Below are 24,037 nucleotides of genomic sequence, written 5' to 3' on the forward strand. Positions count from 1 at the left end.
GCAGGCGGAGTCAGGAGCGGTTCCTCCGCTGTCTGGTGATCACGCCGAGACCGGATCAGCGGTGAGCCGCTTCTGATACACCCGACAGGATCGCCAGCCGAAGTTTGGTTTCGTCTTCGGTATCCGTTGCAGCGGTGAGGATTACGATCTTCAACTCCGCATCACCGTCGGTGAGGACGTCGCAGTCCACCGCGATGGGCCCAACCTGGGGATGCTCGATGATCTTGTGTGACTCCCGGTGCGCTCCAACCTTGCCGGAGGCCCATAGGTCGGCGAAACGCTCGCTACCGGCAGTGAGCGAGTCGATCAGCTTGATCAGGCGACTGTTGTTCGGGAAACGCCCGGTGGCTCGGCGTAGGTCGGACACGATGGCCTCCTCCGCGGTATCACCGGCAGGTATTGTCACGGGCCATTGCGACAGCGCTGGGTTGTCGTCGGCGAGGAAAGTGTCGCGGGCGAAGTTGCGGAGCGACGGTGGAGTTGACGATGGATCGCCGATCAGAGCCGCCCAGCCCCGGTTCCACCAGATCAGCTGCCAATCTGCGGCAAAGACCGCGACCGCTGTGTCTCCGAGCCGGTTCAGGACGCGGTGAACGCCGGGTGGGATGTGATCGGAGATCTCGTCGGAGCCGGGAGGGACATGCCCGGCCAGTCTGTACAGATGGTCCCGCTCCGTATCCGTCAGCTGCAGGGCCCGACCAAGCGATGCGATCACTTGCGCAGACGGTGTCGTCGCCCGGCCTTGCTCGAGGCGCACGACGTAGTCGACGGACACGCCGGCCAGGTCGGCGAGTTCCTCCCGTCGTAGGCCTTTGGCACGGCGGGCATGCCGCTCCGGTAGTCCGGCCGCGGACGGGGACATCCGGTCGCGGCAGGCGCGCAAGGTGACGCCGAGATCGGTCGGGTGAGTGTTCACGTCCTCGATTGTGCCCCGCCGGCACGGTTCGAAGGTGGTACTCGTTGTCCTACCGTCCAACCGTCTCTGGTGAGCTATCCGTGTCGAGCACAGGATGAATGCATGACAATCACATTCATCACCGGAGCCAACAAGGGCCTAGGACACGAGACCGCTCGACGACTCATCGAACAGGGTCACACCGTTCTGATTGGAGCCCGCGACAGCCGTGCAGGTTCAGCGGCTGCCGAAGCGCTCGGAGCCCGATTCGTTCAAATAGATGTCACCGATGACCTATCGGTGGCCGCAGCCGCAGACAACGTCGCGCAACACGAGGGGGCGATCGACGTCCTCATCAACAACGCCGGCGTTGCGGGTCCGATGGGCGATCCGAGTGACTTGACCGGCGCCGACGTGCTCGGCGTTCTCGATGTGAACGTCGCCGGTGTCGTCCGGACCACTACGGCCTTCCTTCCCCTCTTGAAGCGGTCTGATGATCCTGTGGTCATCAATGTGAGCAGCGGGATGGGATCGCTTGCGGCAAAGCATGATCCGAATCGCCCGGAATCTCACGTCGTCGCGCCGATCTACACGGCCTCGAAGGCGGCGCTGACCATGCTCACCACCCAGTACGCAAAAGCTCTCGTCGGCATCCGCATCAATGCTGCCGACCCCGGTTACACCGCAACGGATTTCAACGGCCACTCCGGTCTTCAGACCATCACCGAAGGCACCGACGCGGTCGTCAGTCTCGCCACCGAAGGGCCCGGCCATGGATCGGGGCGGTTCGTTGACCGGGAAGGCGAGATCAGCTGGTCGTGAAGGCGGATTGCGCGATCGGCGGCGGCGCTGGTTTCGACATTTGACCCTGGGAGACGGTTGGTCCAGTGGTGACTATCCGGTCGGCAAGTTCGCGAGTTCGACGGCCCGACGCAGCGTCTCATGTTCCAAGCCAGCCACCAAGGTGCTCGATCTCGGTTGTGGCTACGTCGCCCGGCTCACTGTGCCGCAGAACTTTTTCGTCACTTGTCGTCGAAGGACACCTCAGACAGGTAGCCGGTTTCGGGATCAATTTCCGCGAGGAACTCACTGATACATGTGCGGTGATAGCGAACGGCCGGTAGCGGGACCGGGAGCGGCGCCGGTGGAAGCCAATCGTCAGGTACTTCATCAGGTTCCACAAGTTTCATCGTCGCTGAACGCGGCGCTGATCGCGAATGGTTATCGCTGACAGAAGGACCCAACCTAAGGGTGCTGACTTCCGCGGTTGAACGCGCTCAGGGGCCTGGGCGCACCAGAGGTCGTGCGGGCCTGGTGAGCCATAGGCCCGTCAGTAGCGCGGCACCCCACACCACAAACAGCGGATCCCATATGAAGGCGTGCCCGATCATGGTGCTCCGGTTGTATCCATTGCTGGGCGAGACGAGGCCGGCGAGCACCGCGCACGCCGACAACGACGACACCCCTCCCCACACCACCAGAACGACACCGCCTGACCACCCACACCATCGAATCGGTCGATAGAATCGGCTCTTTCGTCGCTCGTTGACCATCGGCACAACAGCTGCGACCGCTTTTACCAGCGCGATGAGACCCAAGGCCAGACCGATTTCGACCGGGCTCTCGCGCGCGAGCTCGACAGCCCACTCTCCCACTGACTCGAGTTGCCAACGGCCGCCGACGGCCCAGTACAGACTCGCCACCGCGTGCAATAGACCGGCGGCCGCAGCGATGCCGAAGGCTACCGAGGCGACGTCGGTCTGCGCCGTCGACGTGTGTGTTCGCATGAAAACAGCCTACGAACGCTGGGCTGCAGGCACATCCAGGTTTACCCGCAACCTGACCCCGAGAAAGTGTTCGTCGATCAACGCGCCGTACCCGGCGAGACCGGGGTGCGCAGAGTCCTACATGATTCGCGCCTCACTCACTCCGACGCTTGCTCGCGCGGCGGGGTTTGGCCGAGCGAGGGGGAATGGTTCGCATGTGGTCACGAACTTTCGTGAGTACGCGGGCGAGGTCATCGATGTCATCCTGGTCCAGCGCGTCGAAGAGTAGTTGCCGAACGATCCCGATGTGCCCTGGGAACACGGCCGCGAGTACTCGACGGCCGGCCTCGGTCACAGTGACGGTGATTCCGCGTTCATCTTCCTCAGAAGCTCTGCGGGTCACCAGCCCCGCGCGTTCGAGAAGACCCACTTGATAGGTGAGTCCGCTCCTGCTGTAGACCACGCCGTCGGCCAGTTCCGTCATCCGGCGACTGCCCGTAGGTGCGTCTCCAAGCGATGCGAGCAATTGAAACTGCACGTAGCTGAGGCTGCCCGCCTCCTGTAACTGCTGTTCCACTGCATGCCGCACCAGGCTGCTCGTCTCGATCAGCGCGAGGTACGCGCCGAGCTCGACGGCGCTCAGACCTTGTTGTTCTCTGCGTTCGGTCACGTGAACAGTTTACCTGTTGCTTCGATTTCAAAGCACTGCTATGTTGGCCAAGTGCTTCACATTCGAAGCATCTATATAAAGGAGTCGTCATGAAGGCAGTACAGTTCCACGAGGTCGGCGGTCCCGAAGTCCTCCACTACGGAGATGTCGAGCAGCCGACGCCGGCCGCTGGAGAGGTCCGCGTACGTGTGGCAGCGTCGGCGTACAACGCCGCCGACAACGGCATGCGGGCTGGGTTCTTGCCCATCCCAATCGTTTTGCCCCACATTCCCGGATATGACGTTTCGGGAACCGTAGATGCGCTCGGCGAGGGAGTGGACGACCTGGCAGTCGGCGACATCGTCGTCGGGTTCCTGCCGATGGAACATGACGGCGGCGCAGCCGAGTACGTCACCGCACCGGCCCAGGCACTGGTGCACGCCCCCACCACCATCCCGTTGGACGACGCCGCGGCACTACCGTCCGTCGCCCTGACTGCCTGGCAGGCGCTGTTCGAAGACGGGCAACTAGAGAGCGGACAGAGCGTGCTGATCGTTGGTGCAGGAGGTGTGGTCGGCAAGTACGCCATCCAACTGGCCAAACGCGCCGGCGTGCACGTCATCGCAACCGCCAGCCCACGCAGCATTGACGCTGTCCGCGCCGCGGGCGCCGACCACATCATCGATCACACCAACACCGCGCTACTCGATGCCCTCGACGGGCAAGTCGACGTACTGCTCAACCTCGCCCCCATCGAGCCCGAGCAGTTCGCCACCCTCGTCACCGCCGTTCGAGACGGCGGCGCCATTGTCAGCACCACCGCGTTCATGGCGACGCCCGACGACAAAGCACGAAATGTGCGGGCAGCCACCGTGTTCGTTCAACCGAACCGCACACGCCTCACCGAGATCGTGTCCCTGGTCGACGCCGGCGCACTCACCATCGAGGTCACGCGGCGGATACCTCTCACCGAACTGCCCGCCCTCCACAAGGAAGCAGCCGGCGGACGGATCACAGGGAAGGTCGTTGTGCTCCCCTGAATCCGAACCGGTTGATTCACCGGGTAGGCCAACCTACTGCTCTTACGTTTGTAAGATGCGTGGCATCCTCGTGCAGGCGCGTCAAGACAACGCCAGTGGCTTGTCTGGGAGCAGCAGCGTGCTGATGGCGGTGCCCATCGGTACCGCGTTGTTGGTGTCGGCGTTGGCCGTCGGGCCAAGTGTGGCGTACACGATGATCGTCGTCTTCGATTCGTTCTCGTAGAGAACTACGCCGTTGTAGCCGCCGAATGAAGGGTTCATGACCAGCCAGCTGTTCAGGTGGGCGGTGCCGAATGCGAAGTACTTCTCTTCGGTCAACGGGCCCAGCCCAGCGGTCGAGGGACCCATCATCTCTTTGAATGCTCTGTCCGACAACACTTCTCCTGAAGCAAGGGCGCGTGCCCAACGAGCGAGATCTGTCACCGTCGAGTTGGTGTTGCCGCTGTTGAGGAACGCCGTGGGGTTCCAGAATGTGGAGTCCTCGAAGACTTCACGTTCGTTCGTGTAGCCGTGCAGCATCGGTTCGGTCATTTGTGGTGTCAAGACCACATTGCTGTTGCTCATTGCAAGCGGTGTGAAGATGCGCTCCTGCAGCAGCTCTTGTAGAGGCTTGCCCGAGGCCCTTTCGAGCACGACGCCAAGGAGGCACAAATCGCTGTGCGAGTATGCGAAGCTCGTTCCCGGCTCGAACAGTGGCGGGCGGGACGTGGCCAGGTCGAGGATCTCTTGTGACGTGAACCCTTTGATCGGGTTGGCGTAGAAGACTTTCAAGAACTCAGGATTCGTCACGTAGTCGGAGATTCCTGAAGTGCTATTGGCGAGCATCCGGGGGGTGATGGTGTCGGCGCGCGGAAAGTCGGGCACCCATTTGGCGATCGGCTCGTCGAGGCCCAGTGTTCCGTCTTCGTTGAGTTGCAGCAGAACTGTCGACAGCATCGGCTCCATCGGCTGGCCGACACGCAATTGCATGTCAGCCGTGGCGGGAACACCAACCGGAGATTCGCCGGCCGCGTCGACGACGAGCTCCTCGTCGCCGCGCCACACTCCGAATACGGCGCCAGTCAGATTCAGCTCGGCGAGCTTGTTGCGGACAATGTCCACGATCGCGCCGGCCTCCGCGCTCACGGCTTTCGAGCTCGGCTGTGCGGAGTCCTGCTGACCGCTGCCGGAACCATCTGATCCGCACGAGAGGCCCGTGGTTGCAAGGATGCCGACGAATGCGGCGGCCGCAACTCGTTGAAGCCGCCTACGCGTTGACACAGCCATGGGGTTGATCCCTTCGTGCACAAAGCCTGGTGGGACTTGAATTGCTGATTGACGTATCAGCTTTGACGTGGATTTTAACGGCTGACCGGGTTCGACATGCAGTTTTCTCAAGGGTGCGGATCGGAGCCACAGACCGCGGTGACCGATGTTCCTCCAGGGGCGAACCGTTACGGTACTTGCTGGGCGAGGTCGGATACGCAGACCTGTCCATCGGCCAGGTTGCCACTCGCGCCGGGGTGCATCGCCCCGCGGTGTACCGGCGGTGGCAATCCAAACGGCACTTGATCGTCGACACCGTCATCAACCGAACTCGGCACCACACCCACACCCACTCCCGACACCGACGACCTCAGAGCTGACCTGATCGTCGGCATCACGACGCTGGCCACCGCGCTAGGAGGCACCACTCTTGGCAGGATTCTGCCGGCATTGGTGTCTGATCTGGCCTGCGATCCAGACTTGTCCGAGGACTTTCTTCACAGAGTCTTCGTTCCACGGCGAAAGTCCACTGCCCTCGCTCTTGAATCCGCACGCCAGCGAGGCGCGATCCGACAATCGTTCGATATGGAGTTCGTACTCGATGCGCTCGCCGCCCCGCTGTACTACCGAATTCTGTTCCGGCACCTACCTGTCGACGCCGCTCTTGCGATCCAAACCGTCGACTCGGTTCTGGCCGCCCTGACAGTGCAACCAGCAACTCGTTGATCAGCAGGAGGACATCCCTGCCGCACTCGCCGCACACGTTGCGGCACTGCATGTTCAGCGCAGCCGGCCCCGAGATGCGTGGGACGGCAGGAGCAAGTCTGATGGTGACACTGGCCCAGAGGGTCGGTATAGGCGTGACGAATCTGTGACATCCACGTCGTGATCCTCCGTGGGCCGGTGTGGTGAGGCAGGCTGGCTTCATGAGTGCACAACCTCGCATCGGAGTCATCGGCGGTTCTGGCTTCTACTCGTTCTTTGACTCGAGCGCCGATCAGGTGAAAGTACGCACCCCGTACGGCGATCCGAGTGCGGCGATCACCATTGGCGACGTCGGTGGGGTCTCGGTCGCGTTCCTCCCCCGGCATGGGGTGTCTCATGAGTACGCGCCCCACACCGTTCCGTACCGGGCCAACGCGTGGGCCTTGCGGTCTGTGGGTGTCCGGCAGGTGTTCGCGCCCTGCGCAGTCGGCGGGCTCAACCCCGATCTCGCTCCCGGCACGATGGTGATCCCCGACCAACTGGTGGACCGCACCACGAGTCGTTCCCAAACATTCTTCGACGGCCCCGCGGTTCACGTGGGCTTCGCGGACCCCTACTGCCCCACGCTGCGCAGGGCGGCCGCCACGGCCGCACCGGAGGCAGTCACCGAAGGCACGATGGTGGTGGTCGAGGGTCCGCGGTTTTCGACGAGGGCCGAGAGTCAATGGTACGCCCGGCAGGGTTGGACGCTGATCAACATGACTGGGCACCCGGAAGCGGTTCTCGCCCGCGAACTCGAGATGTGTTACGCCTCCATTGCTTTGGTCACCGATATCGACGCCGGGTTGGTGGCCGGTGAAGGCGTGACCGCCTCGGAGGTGTTCGCGGTCTTCGAGCTTGGGCTAGAGCGCCTCCGGGAGGTCCTCGGCACCGCCATCGGTGATGCCGCAGAGCAATCCGAATGTCTCTGTGCACGAGGCGAACACGACATTGCCGCGGTGATGGAGGTTGAGCTGTGACACGGGTGTTGCTCACCGGGGCCGCCGGATTCATCGGTTCGCACATCATGTCCGCACTTATCGATCGCGGACATGAAGTGGTCGCGGTCGACGGCATGGTGCCGGCGGCACATGGCGCCGGTGCCACGGCGCCTGCCGGGGTGCAGGTGGCCGACCTGAGGACAGCCGAGCTCATCGAGATGCTCGACGGCGTCGACGTCGTCTGTCATCAGGCTGCCCGGGTGGGCGCTGGTGTCGATGCCCGCGACGCGCCGGACTATGCTGCCGACAACGATCTGGTGACCGCCCGGCTGTTGGCCGCAATGTTCGAAACCCGTTGTCGCCGAATGATACTTGCATCGTCGATGGTGGTCTACGGCGACGGCACCTATAGAGATCGTTCTGGTGCTGTTGTCGACCCACCGCCACGTGATGTCGCCGATCTCGAGGCGGGCAGATTCGAGCGCTACCTTCCCGGCGGCGAGCCCGCGCAGTGGGACTTGACCCCAGAAGACGCCCCGCTGTCACCACGAAGCTACTACGCGGCGAGCAAAGCGGCACAGGAATCCTATTGCCGTGCATGGTCGCTCGAGACAAGCGGTGCGGTGACCGCGCTGCGCTACCACAACGTGTACGGCCCGCACATGCCCCGTGACACCCCGTACGCCGGGGTGGCGGCCATCTTCCGGTCGCAACTCGAGGCGCGGACGGCGCCGACGGTGTTCGAGGACGGCGGACAGATGCGGGACTTCGTGCACGTGGCCGACATCGCGGCCGCCAATGTCGCGGCCATCGAGCGGTCAACGTCCGCCGACATCCGCGGGTTCGAGGCATTCAACATCTGCTCCGGGCATCCGATCTCGATCAAGCAGGTGGCCGAATCACTCACCACCGGCATCGACGGACCTGCTCCGGTCACCACCGGGCGATACCGGCCAGGGGATGTCCGCCACATCGTCGCCGATCCGGCGCGGGCCGCCACCGCACTCGGTTTCCGGGCCACGATCATGCCGGAGTTCGGCCTGCGAGAGTTCGCGACCGCGCCGCTGCGCTAGCCGTCGGATCTTTCTGCAGGCGCGGGCCCCGCGGTCACCGGCAGGAGTACCTCGAACCGGCTGCCCGGTTCACGATTGGACACGGTGATCCGGCCCCCGTGTGCACTGACCAGGCCCTCGGCGATTGCCAGTCCCATTCCCGATCCTGCAGGTAGTCCGTTGTCGTCCCGGGGCGTCCGCGCCGATGTGCCGCGGTAGGCGATCTCGAAGATCCGTGTCATCTCGTGTTCGGCGATTCCGGGTCCGGCGTCGTCGACCCGCAGAAACGCATACGATTCGTGGCGGCCCACCTCGATGTGCACCGGGCAGCCATTCGGGGTGTGCGCGATCGCATTGATGACCAAATTGGTCAACACCCGCGACACGGCTCTGCCGTCGGCATCGACCACAACGGGAGATTCCGGCATGACGGGCCACAGGCGGACCTCGGCCCGATCGGCGGCGGCACCGCATCCGGCGATGACTTCGTCGACCACTTCGCGCAGATCCAGGTGTTCGCGATCGAGGCGCACGGCGCCGGCATTGATCTTGGACATCTCGAACAGGTCGTCGACCATGTCCGACAATCGGACGGCGTCGCGATCGATCTGACGCGCGAACGTGGAGACCTCCTCGGCGTCGGACACGATCCCGTCCGCGAGGGCTTCTGCCATTGCGCGGATGTCGGCGAGCGGGGTGCGCAAGTCGTGACTGACCCAGGCGATCAGTTCCCGCCGCGACTGTTCAGCGGCCCGTTCCTGTTCGCGCGCATGACGCTCCCACACGGTGCGGCGGGCCTGGAATCGGCCTAGCAGCACCGCTGCCGGGATGGCGATGACGGCCACCGAGGTGAGAACCGTCGCGGTCCGCTTCAGGTCGTCGGTGAACATGAATCCACTGACGCCGATCACTCCCATCAGGATGGCGACGGGCGGAATCATCACCATGACAACGGTGTTCGTCACCAGCGACAGTCGCTGGAGGCGTAGCAAGATCACGGTGCCGAGTAGGACCACCGGTGCGGACCAGAGCAACGAAAGTCCGACTATCTGTGGGATGTCGGTTGCCATCAGGTCACCGCCTGGCCGATTCGGATACCCAGCGGTATCCCTGTCCCCACACTGTTTCCAGTGAATTGGAGTCGCCGAGCTTTGCGCGTAACCGTTTGACGTGAACCGTCACGGTGGACAGGTCGCCGAACGACCAACCCCAGACCTGAGAGAGCAATTGTTCGCGACTGAAGACCACGTCGGGGTGGGCGAGAAAGAAGCGCAGTAGGTCGAACTCGCGTTTGGTCGTGTTCACCGGCTCGCCGGCGACCGTGACGTTTCGTGCGTCTGCGTCCATCACGATGTTGCCGTCGCTGAGGTTGACCGCGGCCGCGGGACCGGACCAGGTCGCGACGCTGCGGCGGAGAACCGATTGCACGCGCAACGCCAGCTCCCGCGGACTGAAAGGTTTGATGACGTAGTCATCGGCGCCTGCCTCCAAACCGACCAGTCGGTCTTCTTCTTCGCCGGACGCCGTCAGCAGAATGACCGGCATCCCGGCGTAGGGTCCACGCCGAATCTCGGTCAACACCTCGATTCCACTGCGTGTAGGCATCATCACGTCCAGGATTGCCAGGTCCACGCGATGATTCTCGAGATGCTCCAGCGCCTTGTCGCCCGAGCTCACCAACGTCACCTGCAGTCCGTCACGCTCGAGGTAGCGGCGCACCACATCACTGACGATGGGATCGTCGTCGGCCATCAGAATTCGCACCTCTTCAGCAAACATTGCATTTACCAATAGGTCCACACGAGGTGGTTGATCAGCAGTGCGGTGAGTGCCTGCCCGGCCAGCCAGAATCGATGGGACTGGCGCGGCAGCAAGGCCGTCGCCACCAGTAGCCATACGCTGAACGGCAGCCAGATCCGCTCGACCTCGGCTTTGCTGAGAGCGCTGAGGTCAGCGATGATCATCGCGAGCAGACCGGCCACCGCCAGCAGCACAACGGCTTCTCGTCGGCGAAGCCTTCGCGGTCGTAGCGCGCGCCCCAGTCCAACCGCGGCAGCGGGCCCCACCGCACACAACGCAGAGGCGAAGTTCGCCCAACCCCAGTACGAGAACGGTCGTAAGGTCGCCACTCCCTGGTAATAACGTTCGACAACGAGGTGGTAACCGTCGAACCACCAGAATCCGAAGGCAGCAAAGATTCCGGCCACAACCCCCGCGGCCGGAACCGCGTAAAGAATCGGACGGTACTTCCGTGCGGCGACGAGGACTGCGATGGCGAGGACACCCATCAGCACAAGCCCATAGTTCAGGAAGATCGCGAAACCCAGGACCAGGCCGCTCCCGACCGCGGCCGCGACAGCGCGCTTGCCGGCGGCAGTCGCAGCCATCGCCAGCAGGGCGATGCCCCAAGCGGCGACCCCCATGTAGTAGCCGTCCGCAGAAACGCCCATCCACACCGCCCCCGGGGTGAGCGCGACGAACGGAGCAATTCGCCTGGCCGTCGCTTCGTCACCGAGGCGCGCCGTCGTGATCAGCAGGGCCCCGGCGGCACTGCAACCGACGACGATCACAAAGCCGGCGGCCCAGGCACCGCCACCGAGTCCGATCCGGTCGAGCAGAACAAACGTCAACAACGACCCGGGTGGGTGTCCGGAGACGTGCGTGGTCCACGAGTCCGGCTGAAAGTCGAGGATGCGGCTCGAGAACTCGTCGAGCATCCCGGTGATGCTCGAGACTTCGGGGACCTCGGCCAGATATTCGTCCGGTCTGACAAGCCGACCGGCAAACCCGCGGTTCCAGCCGTCGATCATCGACAGCGAGAAGGTCCAAACAAGCCCGGTTGCCATACTGGTGATCACCAGCAGCGTCCAGGACAACCGAGCCGCAAGGACTGGTCCGTACGCGATGACAGCGAGAGCGGTGAGAACCGCAGCCACGGTGCCGTATCCGAAGTGCGGGTCGAACTCCCCGAACAGTGGCGGTGCGAGCGCAAAGATGTTGATGCGCCACTCGGCATCACCAACCATCGGCGCCACCACCGCGGCGACCAGCAAAGCCGTTGCCGCAAAAACGGATACCAGATCTCCCCGGCTCATCCAGGGGCCATGTTCCGGAGTTCCCGGTGTTGTGCCGGTGTCCAGGGTTTCGGTCACAGTTACAAAGTAGGCGCCGACTCCCACCGTTTTGTGCTCTTCGAAGCAGACGTCATTGTTCCGTCACCTGATTCTGCTGGCCATGTCCACCGGTCCCTCCTACCGTCGAAGACATGGGAGATCACAGTAATTCGCGCATGATTGCCACTGTTGTGATCCCGTGCCGGGACGAAGCCGGGTCTTTGGCTGCGCTCGTTCGCGCTCTGCCCCCTGATCTCCACCCGCTGGTTGTCGACAACGGCAGCACCGACGGCACGGCAGAGATCGCCGCGCAGCTGGGTTGCACCGTTGTGTACCAACCGGTTCCGGGATATGGTTCAGCCGTCCACGCCGGCATTGAGGCGTCCGACACGGAGATCGTCTGCACCATCGACGGTGACGGCTCGATGGACCCGGCCGATCTGCCGAAATTGGTTGCTGCGGTTGTGGCGGGCGCCGACCTCGCTGTCGGACGACGACGGCCTGTGGGCCTGCGAACCTGGCCACTACATTCACGGCTGGGAACCGAGTGGATTGCCCGCCGGCTCCGAAAGCGTTACCGCATACCGATACATGACATCGGGCCGGTTCGTGCGGTTCGAAGAGATGACGTGCTGGACCTGGGGATCACCGATCGTCGGTTCGGGTACCCGGTGGAACTCTTGGCCAGGGCGGGAGCAGCGGGTTGGAAGATAACGGAATTGGACGTCGCCTATCGACCCAGGTCTGCCGGGCGATCAAAAGTGTCGGGGTCAATGAAAGGGACGTTTCGGGCAGCCCGTGACTTCCTTTCGGTTCTTCATCAGATGGAGGAGAAAGTTGCCTACTGACACGCACCAGGGAATTTTGATCGTTGCCAAAGCGCCGGTCCCCGGACAAGTGAAAACCCGTCTCACAAAACTTCTTTCGACCGAGGATGCCGCCGATCTGGCAGCAGCCGCGCTGCTCGACACCTTGGACACCGCTTTGACGGTTCACTCGGCGGTGCCGGTTGTCGCCATCACAGGCGCGCTGGACAGTGCGATGCGTAGCGAGGAGATCGGCTGGCGATTGCGCCACGTCACGGTGATAACCCAGCGTGGCAACACTTTTGGTGAGCGCCTGCAGAACGCCCACAGAGATGCGAATGACGTGGTGGGCGGGGCCATCTTCCAGGTCGGAATGGACACTCCGCAAGTCACCGCAGGACAGTTCAGGGCAGCGCTGGCAGCGCTGGCGGAAACAGATTCGGTTCTCGGCCCGGCCACCGACGGCGGTTGGTGGGGGCTGGGCCTTAATGGTGCCCGCGGAGCTCACTCTCTCGTCGGCGTCCCGATGTCATCACCGGACACCGGCGCAGCCACCCGGTCAGCTCTGGAGGACAGCGGCCTTCGGGTGACCGAACTACCTGAATTGACCGACGTCGACCGACCCGAGGACGTCGATGAGGTTGCTCGGCGGTGTGCACCAGGTAGTCGATTCGCTGAGGCAGCGGCGGTTCTGCTGGAGCGTTCAGTATGACGATCGCCAACGAGTCGTCGAGCACAGAGATCTTCGACGGTGCCGTGTCTGAAGCCCTCGCCGGTGAACGTGCCTGGTTGCGGCACGCCGACGGTAGTCGTGACGAATTGCCGGTGGATCGCTGGCTCGGGACGAGCGTCACTGCCTCTGACTCCGAGTTCGATCGCCGGGTCGCCGGAAAGTGTTTCGGGCCCACTGTGGACCTCGGATGCGGACCTGGCCGGCTCGTGCATCGGTTGAGCGCCAACGGCATCGCGGCCCTGGGTGTCGACCACAGCGATCAGGCGGTGGCCATGACACGCGCACAGGGCGGAGCTGCCATCCGGCGCAGTATGTTCGACCGTCTTCCGGGAGAGGGTCGGTGGCGGCATGTGCTGCTGCTGGACGGGAACATAGGTATCGGTGGCGACCCCGCCCGCGTGACGAAGCGGGCTGCTGAGTTGATCGCGCCAGGAGGATCCATCATCATCGAACTCGACTCGGACGTGGACGGGCTTCGACGTGGCGCGGCGCGGGTTGAGACCAGAACGTCTCATGGTGAGTGGTTCCCGTGGGCGCGAGTCGGAATCGGCTACGCATCAACGTTGGCCCATTCCGCCGGACTACCGTTCCGGAACGAAATAGTCTGTGGGCGAGACGTGTTGGAGTTCATTGCGCGGTGATGGCCCGAACTCCGGTGTCGCAGAGCGGGTGGGCGACGATTGGTCGTCGGTGTCGTAGTAAATGCGTACCGTGCTCGGTCCGATCCATCCCGCTGATACCGCGCCACACACACTCTCACCGTGTGATCGGGCGTGCAGGGCAGCGAGATCATCGAACAATCCGCAGTCCCTCATCGATGCCAGGGCTGGGTCATTCCGAGCGAGCATCAGATGTCCGAGAATGAGTTCGCGCCTGGTCATCGAAACCGCCGCGTCGTACGCAATGGGCCCGCTCCCGTGTGGGAGTGGCCGCCGTATTCAAGCATGTAATTCCTGTCATTGGTCAGCAGGGGATCGGGACGAGCCCATAGGTGTGGCCAGAACCTCTTCTGGTTCTGGCCACACCTACCTCTGACAGCGAGAGCTACTGGGTGTTGATGGTGATTGTCGCGATCCCGACAACCAGCCCGGCCTTCACAGCGTCTGTGTTGAAGGTCTTGTTCAACAGGCCTGCAGCGTCGGCGGACATCTTCACGGTGGTTCCTGTCAGTACGGCGGTGCCGTCGGGATTGGACTGCAACGGCTGGAGTGTGCTGCCGTCCAGATCAAAGATGACTGCCTGCGGCGCTGCGACGGTTCCGTTGACGGTCACATCGCCCATCAGTTTCGATGTACCGGGGTCGATGTTGAAGTTCGTGAGTTCGACGACGGTGTCGCCGGCCGTCAGCGACAAACCGCTGCCCTCGTGGTTGATGATGCCCTGCACATAGGGCTGGATGCTGCCCGGTGTGTAGTAGGTGACATTGCCGCCGGTGATCGGGAAGACCACTGAGCCGCCCTCCATCGTCGCACCGCCTACGGTGCCCGGGGTCAGCATCAGCGTGGTCAGCGCGTCGGTGAATCCTTTGTCCAGCGCAACCGCGGTGGTCCGTCCGGTCAGAGCGGGCACGACGGCCGCGGGAGTGGGTGCAGGTTGCTCGCTTGTCGGTCCTGCAGTCTGGGCCGACGTAGCTGACGAAGTCGATGACCCGCCCGAGGAATCGTCATCGGAACAGGCCGCGAGGCCGAATACGGCAATGGCAGCAATAGCAGTTCCGGTGAATACTTTTCGAGTTGTATACATGTGGTTTGTCCGATCTACCCGAGGGCAAGTTGTGTAATGGGTATTCGCAACCCTCCCTTTCTCGGATGGGTTTCGCGCCCAGCAGAAGTAATGTCCGAGTTGGCAGCAAGGTCATGAGCTCTACAAGAACGGTCGACATACGCTGTGGGCCAGCCGATTACGGTTCTAATTTTGTGTGCACCATGCGCTCTCGCGGGGCCGATTGAAGCAGTGGGAGAAAATTGATTTCCCTTCGATCGGTTTTTCGTGAAAGAACAGGGGCACAACAGACCAAGCCGCCGACCCTGTGGGTACGAATAACTGATATGTCTGCACATTGGCGCGTTCCGTTCGAACGGTTTCGTACCAATTTGTCGCACGGTTCTGACGCGACCGCGAACGCGGTCAGCTCGCCCTCGGTCGACGACACCGGCCTGCGGAGCCCCCGGCTGATTGCCCGGGTGGGGACGCTGCTGGCGTTCTGCATCACCGTCTGTTTCGTCACCGGGATGCTCAGCCATTGGATTCAGCATCCGCCGAGCTGGTTCTATTGGCCGTCGCGTCCTTTGTGGCTCTACCAGGTGACACAAGGACTGCACGTGATAACCGGCGTGGTGACCATCCCGCTACTGCTGATCAAACTTCAGCTCGTTTACCCCAAGTTGTTCGCCAGGCCAATTGTCGGTTCGCCTGCTCGCGCCGTTGAACGAGCCTCGGTCGCCGTGTTGGTCAGTTCGACCATATTTCAGCTCTTGACCGGTCTGCTCAACACTGCGCAGTGGTATCCGTGGAAGTTCTTCTTCACCACCACCCACTACGCAATGTCGTTTCTCGTCGTGGCCTCGGTGCTGGTTCACATCGCAGTGAAGCTCCCGATAATCCAACGTGCCCTGGGCAGTCCATTGGAAGCCACTGACCCCATCGACAACAACCTCCGACCTGCGACACCGATCGAGGATTCAGAGGCCCTGCACGAGCAAACGCCACCTCGCGAGGTCACGTCAGTCGCGTCTTCTGCCGGCAGCCGGCCTTCAGTTCGAATGGGGAAAGACAACTGGTTTGCAACTTTCGGTTCGGATGGGGGTGCGGTGTCGCGGCGCACGGTTCTCCGGGGCACTGTCGCCGTCGGACTACTCACCGCACTGGCCTTCGCAGGTCAAACGGTGCCGTTCCTGCGCTGGTTCGCTTTCCTCGCTCCTCGCTCGGGGGAGGGTCCGCAAGGTGTTCCGATCAATCGGACTGCATCGGCGGCAGGCGTACTCGAGTCAGCCCGCAGCCCCGACTATCGGTTGACGATCAGCAGCGGGCCGATGACGCGGGAACTGACCATCGATCAGCTGCGAGCCCTGCCACAACACCGCAGCGATCTTCCGATCGCCTGCGTGGAAGGGTGGAGCGCCCAAGGCAAATGGGGTGGCGTACGGGTCCGTGATCTCGTTGCGTTCGTCGGCGGCGATCGCGGCCACGACATCCGCTTGACCTCTCTGGAAGCCGGCCTCTACGGAGTCAGCACCCTCCCCGCCAACTTCGCCGACGACCCACTCTCGCTGATCGCCCTCGAACTCAATGGAGAGCCGCTGACCATCGACCACGGCTACCCATGTCGACTCATTGCTCCGAACCGGCCCGGGGTATTGCAGACCAAATGGTTGACGCGAATCGAGATCCTATGACTGTGCGCATTATTCGGATCACCCTTGTGCTCCTCGCCTTGGCTGCCGGCTACTACGGGATCTCCTTGATCTGGTCCATGCCACGCGGGGACCAGCTCTCCATCGCGTTCTGGCTTGCAGGCGGACTGATCGTCCACGACGCGCTCTTCGCCCCGGCATGCATCGCTCTTGGCTACGCGGCGAAACGTATTCTGCCACAACGATGGTGGCCACCGGCGCTGCTCGCGCTTGCAGCGAGCCTGATCGTACTCATCCTGTCCGTACCGGTTCTGGCGCCCCGACCTTCGGACAGAGACCCCGACAACGCGACCATCCTCGACCGCCCTTACGGGGTGAGTGTCCTCATCGCCCTCGCCATCATCTGGCTACTGGCATGCATCATCATCCTCATGCAGCGACGTGACCACGCCGCGACAGCCGGGCGCGAGGGGTAGCACTTCGGCCCCGGCCGTGGTGCCCATCAGTTCGGAGCGAACACTCGACGCAGACCCAGGAAACGCACGACGGTGGCAACCAGATTCGCGGCCACCAGAACCAGAACTTCCTGTGCTCGGGACGGATCCGGTCTCCAGATCTGCAACAACCACAACGCTCCGCTGGTCACCATCAACCCGAGAGCGAAAACGGCAAGGCCCTGTGCGTACTGCCGGACGATGGCGTCATTTCCGCGGATCCCAAAGGTGAACCGCCGGTTGACCGCGGTATTGCCGATCGCAGAAATCAACAGTGCCAACACATTCGCGACCTGCGACGGCATCGCGATGCGAAGAAGAACGAACAGCAGCACATAGGCGGCCGCACTGGCGCCCCCTACGACGTAGAAGCGGAACAGCACGCTGCGATACCACTTGGCAAACACCGTTCCGCACCCTTACCCGATCGATGAAACGCCGCACCAACGACGCACACGGTCCGCCACACATGGCGACGCCATCTGGATCAATCATGTCATCTACGACCACTTGTGCAGGATTGACCGTGCAAGCGATGGCCTCGACATCTCGACCATGGATCGCTACATCGCGAGGCGGGCGTTGTCGACTGTGCCCTCCACTTCACAGATGACGCCGCCGAGTGGCCCGGGTTGGCGGCGGTTTCACCGGCCCGCAATCACCTCGTTGCCGACTCAGTCAATCGATGCCCGATAAGCTGAAGACATCTTTGTTCGGAGGATGCATGCGTCCGTGACCGAGGTGAGGACGCACATGATCGAGGACGCCCCCGACGCGATTGCAGCATCCGCTGGGCTCGACGCTGAAGCAGGCGTGGATCGCGCCGAACTCTTCGGCGGCGATGCCGACGATCTCCGGGACAGTTTGAGCTCGTTGTCGCAGCTGGCGATGACGTCACTGACACTCCCGCAAACACTCACGCACATAGCGGAATTCGCGGTCAATGCCATTCCCGGTGCCGATGGGGCCGGGTTGACCTTACTGGAGGGCGATCGCCGGAACACGGTTGTCGCCAGCGACGATTTTGTGGTCGCGGTGGACAACATCCAGTATTCGCTGGGCGAAGGGCCCTGCATCACTGCCGCCGAGCAGGGGCAGACCGTACGGTCGGGCTCGCTCGGAGGAGACGCGCAATGGCCGCGTTTCGGTCCGCGGGTCGGCCGGCTCGGCGTGCACAGTGTTCTGTCTCTGCCGCTGCAGACAGATGACGGGGTTCTGGGCGCGATGAACGTGTATGCCCGTGCAAAGGACGCGTTCGACGACCGCGCCGTCACCCTCGGCGAGCTGTTCGCCGTCCCAGCGGCGGTCTCGGTGCAGAACGCACAAGCACTGTCCAACGCGTTGCTGTTGTCCGAACAGCTGCAGAAGGCGCTGACCAACCGGAAGATCATCGACCACGCCATCGGCATCGTGGTCAGTCGCAGCGGCTGCACCAGCGCCGAGGCGTTTTCGAGGCTGCGGGAGATGAGCCAGAAGGAACACAGAAAGTTGGCAGAGGTCGCCCAGTCGATCTTCGACGACGCGAAACGGCGGGCTCAGGCGCGACGCTCAGGATCGTGAGGACGACCCGCCTCTCGAACCGAGACCACGGCGGTGGTGGGGTTTCACACCGGATGTGAGACGCGTAGGGTCGAATTGCCGACGTCAGCCGAGCTGATTCCCATCCGCTGCAGGCGTCGGGTATCGCACGTCCCCCTGGTCGTGTGCAGGAAACACCCTATCGGCGGTCGGGTCCGCCTCGGATGCACATGAAGTCGAATCCCCAATTGCTCACTGCCCTTGCGTCACTGACCGACGGGCTGGACGACCCGTTGATCGATCTGCACGAGCGCGTGAGCGAGCTGGTCGTCGCGCTGGCCCATTCGATCGACTCCCTGGTTTCTGTGGCGTTGACCGTGGTGGTCGATCACCGCCCGTACTCGGTCACCGTGCCGGTTGGAAGCGGATCGGTGGCAGTCTCCTCGGTCTCGATACCGCTGGGCGCCCCCTCCGAGCCTGCAACGGGGTCGCGATTGGTGCTGTGGGCCGGGGCGCCAGGCGCATTCGACGAACTCATCGCCGACGTCAGCTCTGCAATGGACTGCGATCCCACGACATTCGACACCGTTACGCATCTGCCGGCCCGCACCGCATTCGGCGGTAGTCATGCCGTCGACATGCACCAGGACCTCGAAGACCGTTCAGCGATCGACCAGGCGCTCGGAGTCCTACTGGAACGAGGACTGACGATGCGAGAGGCCGGCCGGCACCTCACGCAGCGCGCCGAGCTGGACGATGTCTCCCTCGCCGACGCCGCGCGTGCGGTGATCGACGACGCCGTCAATGTGCACCGGCCCGACTTCTGACCTCTCACCGCGATTTTGCGCTAGAAGGTGTCGGTACCAGTACCCATTCATTTCAGCGTCGAGCGAACAGGCCCCGCTGCGCATTGACAGGTGGCGGTTTTGCGGGTTACGTGGACAGTGCTGAGAAAACCAGCCGGCCCGGGGCCGGTTCCGCCGCCCACCAGGTCCGCGGGATCGCCACACAAGTTCGCTGCCCGGATATTCAAGTGTTGAACGATGTCGACCTCGAGCACCGGGGTCCGCCTTCGTCCGAACACCACCGACGAGACTTCTCGAACGAGGCTCGCCGGAGCGGAGTGCAACCCGTGGCCATCACCGACATCGCTCGATACGCCCACCTCACCGACGTCGACATCGACTCGCTCAGCCGCGAACTCGACGCAATCCGACGCGACATCGAAGATCAACGCGGCGAACGTGATTCGAGATACATACATCGCATCATCGCCGTGCAGCGTGGGCTCGAACTCGGAGCCCGCGCCGTGCTCCTGGGATCCCGGCGCAAGCCCACATGGCTCGTGGGCACATCGATGTTGGCCTGCTCGAAAATCCTCGAGAACATGGAGCTCGGTCACAACATCAGTCACGGACAGTGGGACTGGATGAACGACCCGGAGATTCACTCGAACTCATGGGAATGGGACCAGGTCGGCCCGTCGTCTCAGTGGAAGCGCGCCCACAATTACTCCCACCACGTCTACACCAACATCGTCGGGATGGACGACGACATCGGTTTCGGGATTCTGCGAATGACCCGCGATGTGGCATGGCGTCCGGTGAATCTGATTCAGCCGCTGGCCAATGTTGTCCTCGCGACCACATTCGAATGGGGCATCGCGCGCCACGACCTGGACGCCCAGAAGCGAATGGACGTCGAGCGCCATCCAGGCACCGACGTCAGCCGGATCGGCAAGTCCGAAGCCAGTCGCACCTTCTGGCGAAAGATCGGCAAGCAGATGGGCAAGGATTTTGTCCTCTTTCCTGCCCTGACCGGACGAGCGTGGAAGACCACTCTCACGGCCAACGCTTCGGCGAACCTGATCCGCAACCTCTGGGCGTATGCGGTCATCTTTTGCGGTCATTTCCCTGACGGCGCAGAGAAATTCACGATGGCCGAGTACGAGTCGGAGACGCGGCAGCAGTGGTATCTGCGACAGATGCTCGGCAGTGCCAACTTCAGGGCCGGACCATTGATGGCGCTGATGAGTGGGAACCTCTGCTATCAGATCGAGCACCATCTGTTTCCGGATCTGCCGAGCAATCGCTACCCCGAGATAGCTGAACGCGTCGAGGCCCTCTGCGAGAAGTTCGATCTCCCGTATACGACGGGGTCGTTGCCGCGACAGTACTGGCTGGCCTTGCGCACCATTCACAAACTCGCCCTACCCGACAGCCTTCTGTCCCGGACGTCCGACGATGCACCGGAGACCAGCAGCGAGCAGCGATTCGGACTCGCCGACCCGCGCGAGACGACCGTGGAAGCGGCGAGTCCGCGCCGTGGACTGAAAGCGGCCATCGGAGCTCTGCGCTCCGCGCACAGGTGAACACGTGACGGGGAGCTGCGGAACACAGGCGTGCACCCACGCCGGGGGGGACTCAGCGAAGCGACCAGGTCAGCTCTCCGTCAACAACCTCGGCAGTCCACCCATCGAAGTCGCTGCCGTTCGCGATCGCCCCGATGAGGTTGTCGAGCACAGATGCGACGCTTGGCCATGAGGTGGTGCTGTCGTCGGCATCGATCTTGTCGTAGCGCAGCACTTCGCCCCATTGGCTGCCGGTTCGTAGGTCAGCGACCAGCAAGTATCCGTCACGTTCGGCGAACGGGATGTATTCCGGGACAAAGCCGTACGCCGGAAAACCTGCGTAACTTGGGTATCCGCTTCTGGCGCCGGCAACCTCGAGCATCATCGCACGCACACTGATCATCTCCCGCAACGACAGGAGATCCACGTCGGGGAACACACGCGTCCATTGCCCCTCGGCGAACCCGTTGACGCATTTAAACAAGTCGAGAATCTGCCCACGTACAGCCCCCGGAGCGAACCCGGCCTCCTCCAGGATCCGCTCGGCTTGGTCGTACGTCAGGCCCGGAGCAAACGAGTCAACGGTGCGATACGCACCGCGCTCGGACAGTGCGACCAATAGTCGATCCCACCGCGGCCGCAGTGGCCCGTACTGGTCGCTGAACACCCGATCGTCTGTCATTCCGAACACCCTCCCCTTGCCCTCACGGCTACGGCCGAGTCTAGAACCACCATCCGAGTTGTCCTCTGCCAGCGCTTCCTGGTCTTCGCGTACCGAGCACCCGCTCATCGTCACCGCGCCACGACCGTTGATTTCGCTCTCGAAGAACACCGACTACCTGGGGGAACAAAGACCACCAACGGAAAGTTGAGCCCGAAGTACTTAACTTTGGAGGAAACATGAGCGAACTGAATCGCTTGCCGGTGTTGTTCCTGACCGACCCCGTCTTGCTCCCCGGCATGGTGGTCCCGGTCGAACTGGACGATGCTGCACGCGCCGCCGTCGACGCCGCAAAGGCCTCAGAGGCGGGCAAACTCTTGGTCGCCCCTCGATTGGACGATCGTTATCCCGCCTACGGCGTCGTCGCGTCCATCGTGCAGCTCGGCCGCCTCGCCGGCGGCGAATCGGCCGCGGTACTCAAGGGCGAGTCCCGCGCTCACATCGGGTCCGGAACCGCCGGCCCCGGCGCCGCGCTCTGGGTCGAGGTCGAATCGGTGTCCGAGCCCGCGGTCACCGACGAGGTACGCGAACTGGCTGCCGAGTACAAGAAGCTCGTGCTGGCCATGCTGCAGCGTCGTGAGGCGTGGCAGGTCATCGACTCGGTCAACAAATTGTCCGATCCGTCGGCACTTGCCGACACAGCCGGTTACGCGTCGTACCTCACCGACGTCCAGAAGCGGCAGATGCTCGAAACCCCCGACGTGGCAGAGCGTTTGACCACGCTGATCACCTGGACCCGAGACCACCTCGCGGAAGTCGAGGTGAACGACAAGATCGCCGGCGAGGTCCGCGACGGCATGGAGAAGACGCAGAAGGAGTTCCTGCTGCGTCAGCAACTGGCCGCGATCCGTAAGGAATTGGGCGAGGACGAACCCGACGGCAGCGACGACTACCGCGCCCGCGTCGAGGCGGCGGAGCTGCCTGACAACGTGCGCGAAGCTGCGATGCGTGAGGTCGGCAAGCTGGAGCGCGCCAGCGATCAGAGTCCGGAAACCGGTTGGATCCGAACCTGGCTGGATACGGTGCTGGACCTGCCGTGGAATGTGACCACCACCGACTCCACCGACATCAAGGGCGCCCGCGCCATCCTCGACGCCGACCACCACGGGTTGGACGACGTGAAGGACCGCATCGTCGAGTACTTGGCGGTCCGTGCTCGCCGCGCCGAACGCGGCCTGCAGGTCGTCGGTGGTCGCGGGTCGGGTGCGGTGATGGTGCTGGCCGGACCTCCCGGAGTCGGCAAGACGTCGCTGGGTGAGAGTGTTGCCCGCGCCCTCGGTCGAAAGTTCGTCCGGGTCGCCCTCGGTGGCGTCCGCGACGAGGCCGAGATCCGTGGACACCGACGTACCTACGTGGGCGCGCTGCCCGGACGTATCGTGCGTGCCATCGGCGAAGCGGGATCGATGAATCCCGTTGTGCTGCTGGATGAGATTGACAAGGTCGGCGCCGACTACCGCGGCGACCCCAGTGCCGCACTGCTCGAGGTGCTCGACCCGGCGCAGAACCACACCTTCCGCGACCACTACCTGGACCTGGATCTCGACCTGTCGGATGTGGTGTTCCTGGCGACCGCCAACGTGATCGAGCAGATTCCGTCAGCCCTGCTCGACCGCATGGAACTGGTGACCATCGACGGCTACACCGAAGACGACAAGGTTGTCATCGCCCGCGACTACTTGCTGCCTCGACAGCAGGACCGGGCGGCCATCACCGACGACGAGGTGGAGGTGACGGACGCCGCGCTGCGCAAGATCGCGGCCGACTACACCCGTGAACCCGGTGTGCGGCAGTTTGAACGGCTACTTGCCAAGCTGATGCGGAAGGTGACCACTGCGCTCGCAGACGCTGAGAACAAGGACAAAGTGCGGGTCGATGAGCCCGATCTGGTCGGCTACCTGGGTCGTCCCCGGTTCACTTCGGATGCCGAAGAGCGGACGGCCGTGCCGGGTGTGGCAACCGGGCTCGCGGTCACCGGACTGGGTGGCGATGTGCTCTACATCGAAGCCGGGTCCACCGATGGCGAAGGACTGGTCCTCACCGGACAGCTGGGTGATGTGATGAAGGAGTCTGCACAGATCGCGCTGAGCTACGTGCGTTCCCATGCAGCCGAATTCGGGATCGACCCCAAGTCGCTGGAACGCAGCATTCACGTGCACGTCCCGGCCGGCGCCACTCCCAAGGACGGTCCGTCGGCGGGTGTCACGATGGTGACCGCCCTGGTGTCGATGGCAACCGGACGCAAGGTGCGGGCCGACGTCGCGATGACCGGCGAGGTCACCCTCAACGGACGGGTGCTGCCCATCGGTGGCGTGAAGCAGAAGCTGCTGGCGGCCGCGCGGTCGGGAATGACCACGGTCTTCATCCCGCAACGCAACGAGCCCGATCTGGACGATGTGCCTGCCGAGGTGTTGGAGGCACTGACAGTGCTGCCGATGACCGACGTCGCCGACATCATCGCCCAGGCGCTCGAGCCCGCTGCCGATCAAAAGGCAACCGTCGCAGCCTGATCGACATCTCCGCCCACCTGTTCTCATATCCGTCAACTGCCTCTGGCGGGGCGGGTACACGAAAACAGGTGGGCGGACTTCTGTCACGGGTGGCTGTACGAGGTTTCGGC

At 63.2% G+C, this 24,037-nt stretch carries 25 protein-coding genes; 15 read left to right on the forward strand and 10 right to left on the reverse strand.

Annotation, left to right across the window (positions count from 1 at the left end; genetic code table 11):
• Positions 1–55: 55 nt before the first annotated feature.
• Positions 56–916, reverse strand: a complete 861-nt coding sequence (locus ACVWY6_RS16070) for a helix-turn-helix transcriptional regulator (RefSeq protein ID WP_457539364.1) — start codon at positions 914–916, stop codon at positions 56–58.
• 102 nt (positions 917–1,018) lie between these two features.
• On the opposite strand from ACVWY6_RS16070, the gene ACVWY6_RS16075 reads away from it, so the two are divergent.
• Positions 1,019–1,717, forward strand: a complete 699-nt coding sequence (locus ACVWY6_RS16075; RefSeq protein ID WP_457539366.1) for an SDR family NAD(P)-dependent oxidoreductase — start codon at positions 1,019–1,021, stop codon at positions 1,715–1,717.
• 455 nt (positions 1,718–2,172) lie between these two features.
• Here the strand turns inward: ACVWY6_RS16075 and ACVWY6_RS16080 are convergent, their stop codons facing one another.
• On the reverse strand, positions 2,173–2,682 hold the full coding sequence (locus ACVWY6_RS16080; protein WP_457539368.1) for a DUF3995 domain-containing protein: 510 nt from the start codon (positions 2,680–2,682) through the stop codon (positions 2,173–2,175).
• 133 nt (positions 2,683–2,815) lie between these two features.
• A complete protein-coding gene (locus ACVWY6_RS16085; RefSeq protein WP_457539370.1) occupies positions 2,816–3,331 on the reverse strand; it encodes a MarR family winged helix-turn-helix transcriptional regulator in 516 nt (171 codons plus the stop codon).
• Positions 3,332–3,420: 89 nt separating this feature from the next.
• Between ACVWY6_RS16085 and ACVWY6_RS16090 the strand changes: the two genes are divergently transcribed.
• Complete coding sequence (locus ACVWY6_RS16090) at positions 3,421–4,350, forward strand: NADP-dependent oxidoreductase (protein WP_457539372.1); 930 nt, start codon at positions 3,421–3,423, stop codon at positions 4,348–4,350.
• 81 nt (positions 4,351–4,431) lie between these two features.
• Here ACVWY6_RS16090 and ACVWY6_RS16095 read toward each other — a convergent pair whose 3' ends face one another.
• Positions 4,432–5,616: a serine hydrolase domain-containing protein gene (locus tag ACVWY6_RS16095; RefSeq protein ID WP_457539374.1), complete on the reverse strand. Its 1,185-nt coding sequence runs from the start codon at positions 5,614–5,616 to the stop codon at positions 4,432–4,434.
• Between the two features lie 113 nt (positions 5,617–5,729).
• Between ACVWY6_RS16095 and ACVWY6_RS16100 the strand changes: the two genes are divergently transcribed.
• The 4 genes from ACVWY6_RS16100 (at position 5,730) to ACVWY6_RS16115 (ending at position 8,353) form a co-directional block, all read left to right on the forward strand.
• Positions 5,730–5,975, forward strand: a complete 246-nt coding sequence (locus ACVWY6_RS16100; protein WP_457539375.1) for a helix-turn-helix domain-containing protein — start codon at positions 5,730–5,732, stop codon at positions 5,973–5,975.
• Positions 5,976–5,997: 22 nt separating this feature from the next.
• A complete protein-coding gene (locus tag ACVWY6_RS16105) occupies positions 5,998–6,321 on the forward strand; it encodes a TetR-like C-terminal domain-containing protein (protein ID WP_457540177.1) in 324 nt (107 codons plus the stop codon).
• A gap of 200 nt (positions 6,322–6,521) precedes the next feature.
• Positions 6,522–7,319, forward strand: coding sequence for an S-methyl-5'-thioadenosine phosphorylase (locus ACVWY6_RS16110; protein ID WP_457539377.1), 798 nt, complete (start codon positions 6,522–6,524; stop codon positions 7,317–7,319).
• 5 nt (positions 7,320–7,324) lie between these two features.
• The gene (locus ACVWY6_RS16115) at positions 7,325–8,353 is read left to right on the forward strand and encodes an NAD-dependent epimerase/dehydratase family protein (protein ID WP_457540179.1); all 1,029 of its coding nucleotides are present in this window, start codon (positions 7,325–7,327) and stop codon (positions 8,351–8,353) included.
• Here the strand turns inward: ACVWY6_RS16115 and ACVWY6_RS16120 are convergent.
• Genes ACVWY6_RS16120 through ACVWY6_RS16130 form a run of 3 tightly spaced genes read right to left on the reverse strand, consistent with a single transcriptional unit; the run spans position 8,350 to position 11,484 of the window.
• Positions 8,350–9,402, reverse strand: coding sequence for a sensor histidine kinase (locus ACVWY6_RS16120; protein WP_457539379.1), 1,053 nt, complete (start codon positions 9,400–9,402; stop codon positions 8,350–8,352). The two genes, ACVWY6_RS16115 and ACVWY6_RS16120, sit on opposite strands and share 4 nt — an antisense overlap.
• Positions 9,403–9,406: 4 nt before the next feature.
• The gene (locus ACVWY6_RS16125; protein WP_457539381.1) at positions 9,407–10,084 is read right to left on the reverse strand and encodes a response regulator transcription factor; all 678 of its coding nucleotides are present in this window, start codon (positions 10,082–10,084) and stop codon (positions 9,407–9,409) included.
• Positions 10,085–10,116: 32 nt separating this feature from the next.
• A complete protein-coding gene (locus tag ACVWY6_RS16130) occupies positions 10,117–11,484 on the reverse strand; it encodes a hypothetical protein (RefSeq protein WP_457539382.1) in 1,368 nt (455 codons plus the stop codon).
• 113 nt (positions 11,485–11,597) lie between these two features.
• Here ACVWY6_RS16130 and ACVWY6_RS16135 point away from each other — a divergent pair, with 113 nt between their 5' ends.
• The 3 genes from ACVWY6_RS16135 to ACVWY6_RS16145 are packed head-to-tail and all read left to right on the forward strand — an operon-like array spanning position 11,598 to position 13,625.
• Positions 11,598–12,293, forward strand: coding sequence for a glycosyltransferase family 2 protein (locus ACVWY6_RS16135; RefSeq protein WP_051406517.1), 696 nt, complete (start codon positions 11,598–11,600; stop codon positions 12,291–12,293).
• Positions 12,283–12,963, forward strand: a complete 681-nt coding sequence (locus ACVWY6_RS16140) for a TIGR04282 family arsenosugar biosynthesis glycosyltransferase (RefSeq protein WP_457539384.1) — start codon at positions 12,283–12,285, stop codon at positions 12,961–12,963. The genes ACVWY6_RS16135 and ACVWY6_RS16140 overlap by 11 nt, the downstream gene beginning before the upstream one ends.
• On the forward strand, positions 12,960–13,625 hold the full coding sequence (locus ACVWY6_RS16145; protein WP_457539386.1) for an SAM-dependent methyltransferase: 666 nt from the start codon (positions 12,960–12,962) through the stop codon (positions 13,623–13,625). Before ACVWY6_RS16140 ends, ACVWY6_RS16145 begins: the two co-directional genes overlap by 4 nt.
• Before the next feature lie 403 nt (positions 13,626–14,028).
• Here ACVWY6_RS16145 and ACVWY6_RS16150 read toward each other — a convergent pair whose 3' ends face one another.
• Positions 14,029–14,553, reverse strand: a complete 525-nt coding sequence (locus ACVWY6_RS16150) for a hypothetical protein (RefSeq protein WP_197037748.1) — start codon at positions 14,551–14,553, stop codon at positions 14,029–14,031.
• A 479-nt stretch (positions 14,554–15,032) separates the two neighbouring features.
• On the opposite strand from ACVWY6_RS16150, the gene ACVWY6_RS16155 reads away from it, so the two are divergent.
• Complete coding sequence (locus ACVWY6_RS16155; protein ID WP_457539387.1) at positions 15,033–16,379, forward strand: molybdopterin-dependent oxidoreductase; 1,347 nt, start codon at positions 15,033–15,035, stop codon at positions 16,377–16,379.
• Positions 16,376–16,813 (forward strand): hypothetical protein, encoded by a 438-nt coding sequence (locus ACVWY6_RS16160; protein ID WP_457539389.1) that lies wholly within the window; start codon positions 16,376–16,378, stop codon positions 16,811–16,813. Before ACVWY6_RS16155 ends, ACVWY6_RS16160 begins: the two co-directional genes overlap by 4 nt.
• Positions 16,814–16,839: 26 nt before the next feature.
• Here ACVWY6_RS16160 and ACVWY6_RS16165 read toward each other — a convergent pair whose 3' ends face one another.
• Positions 16,840–17,238, reverse strand: a complete 399-nt coding sequence (locus ACVWY6_RS16165; RefSeq protein ID WP_457539391.1) for a GtrA family protein — start codon at positions 17,236–17,238, stop codon at positions 16,840–16,842.
• 325 nt (positions 17,239–17,563) lie between these two features.
• On the opposite strand from ACVWY6_RS16165, the gene ACVWY6_RS16170 reads away from it, so the two are divergent.
• The 3 genes from ACVWY6_RS16170 to ACVWY6_RS16180 all read left to right on the forward strand — a co-directional run bounded on the left by ACVWY6_RS16170 (position 17,564) and on the right by ACVWY6_RS16180 (position 20,720).
• Positions 17,564–18,391 carry an ANTAR domain-containing protein gene (locus tag ACVWY6_RS16170; RefSeq protein WP_457539393.1) on the forward strand — a complete coding sequence of 276 codons (828 nt, stop codon included), beginning with the start codon at positions 17,564–17,566 and terminating at the stop codon, positions 18,389–18,391.
• Between the two features lie 188 nt (positions 18,392–18,579).
• Positions 18,580–19,176: an ANTAR domain-containing protein gene (locus ACVWY6_RS16175; protein ID WP_457539395.1), complete on the forward strand. Its 597-nt coding sequence runs from the start codon at positions 18,580–18,582 to the stop codon at positions 19,174–19,176.
• A gap of 305 nt (positions 19,177–19,481) precedes the next feature.
• Positions 19,482–20,720, forward strand: a complete 1,239-nt coding sequence (locus ACVWY6_RS16180; protein WP_457539396.1) for a fatty acid desaturase family protein — start codon at positions 19,482–19,484, stop codon at positions 20,718–20,720.
• A gap of 52 nt (positions 20,721–20,772) precedes the next feature.
• Here the strand turns inward: ACVWY6_RS16180 and ACVWY6_RS16185 are convergent, their stop codons facing one another.
• Positions 20,773–21,531, reverse strand: a complete 759-nt coding sequence (locus ACVWY6_RS16185) for a hypothetical protein (protein WP_457539398.1) — start codon at positions 21,529–21,531, stop codon at positions 20,773–20,775.
• Positions 21,532–21,599: 68 nt separating this feature from the next.
• Here ACVWY6_RS16185 and lon point away from each other — a divergent pair, with 68 nt between their 5' ends.
• Complete coding sequence (lon, locus tag ACVWY6_RS16190) at positions 21,600–23,927, forward strand: endopeptidase La (protein ID WP_457539399.1); 2,328 nt, start codon at positions 21,600–21,602, stop codon at positions 23,925–23,927.
• The last annotated feature ends 110 nt before the right edge of the window (positions 23,928–24,037 follow it).

The organism is Williamsia sp. R60, assembly GCF_054063855.1.

Coding starts and splice junctions, on each gene's coding strand:
- ACVWY6_RS16155 (WP_457539387.1), top strand. CDS start 15,033: ATGTCTGCACATTGGCGCGTTCCGTTCGAACGGTTTCGTACCAATTTG.
- ACVWY6_RS16135 (WP_051406517.1), top strand. CDS start 11,598: ATGGGAGATCACAGTAATTCGCGCATGATTGCCACTGTTGTGATCCCG.
- lon (WP_457539399.1), top strand. CDS start 21,600: ATGAGCGAACTGAATCGCTTGCCGGTGTTGTTCCTGACCGACCCCGTC.
- ACVWY6_RS16110 (WP_457539377.1), top strand. CDS start 6,522: ATGAGTGCACAACCTCGCATCGGAGTCATCGGCGGTTCTGGCTTCTAC.
- ACVWY6_RS16095 (WP_457539374.1), bottom strand. CDS start 5,616: ATGGCTGTGTCAACGCGTAGGCGGCTTCAACGAGTTGCGGCCGCCGCA.
- ACVWY6_RS16175 (WP_457539395.1), top strand. CDS start 18,580: ATGAAGTCGAATCCCCAATTGCTCACTGCCCTTGCGTCACTGACCGAC.
- ACVWY6_RS16090 (WP_457539372.1), top strand. CDS start 3,421: ATGAAGGCAGTACAGTTCCACGAGGTCGGCGGTCCCGAAGTCCTCCAC.
- ACVWY6_RS16125 (WP_457539381.1), bottom strand. CDS start 10,084: ATGGCCGACGACGATCCCATCGTCAGTGATGTGGTGCGCCGCTACCTC.
- ACVWY6_RS16160 (WP_457539389.1), top strand. CDS start 16,376: ATGACTGTGCGCATTATTCGGATCACCCTTGTGCTCCTCGCCTTGGCT.
- ACVWY6_RS16120 (WP_457539379.1), bottom strand. CDS start 9,402: ATGGCAACCGACATCCCACAGATAGTCGGACTTTCGTTGCTCTGGTCC.
- ACVWY6_RS16075 (WP_457539366.1), top strand. CDS start 1,019: ATGACAATCACATTCATCACCGGAGCCAACAAGGGCCTAGGACACGAG.
- ACVWY6_RS16080 (WP_457539368.1), bottom strand. CDS start 2,682: ATGCGAACACACACGTCGACGGCGCAGACCGACGTCGCCTCGGTAGCC.
- ACVWY6_RS16145 (WP_457539386.1), top strand. CDS start 12,960: ATGACGATCGCCAACGAGTCGTCGAGCACAGAGATCTTCGACGGTGCC.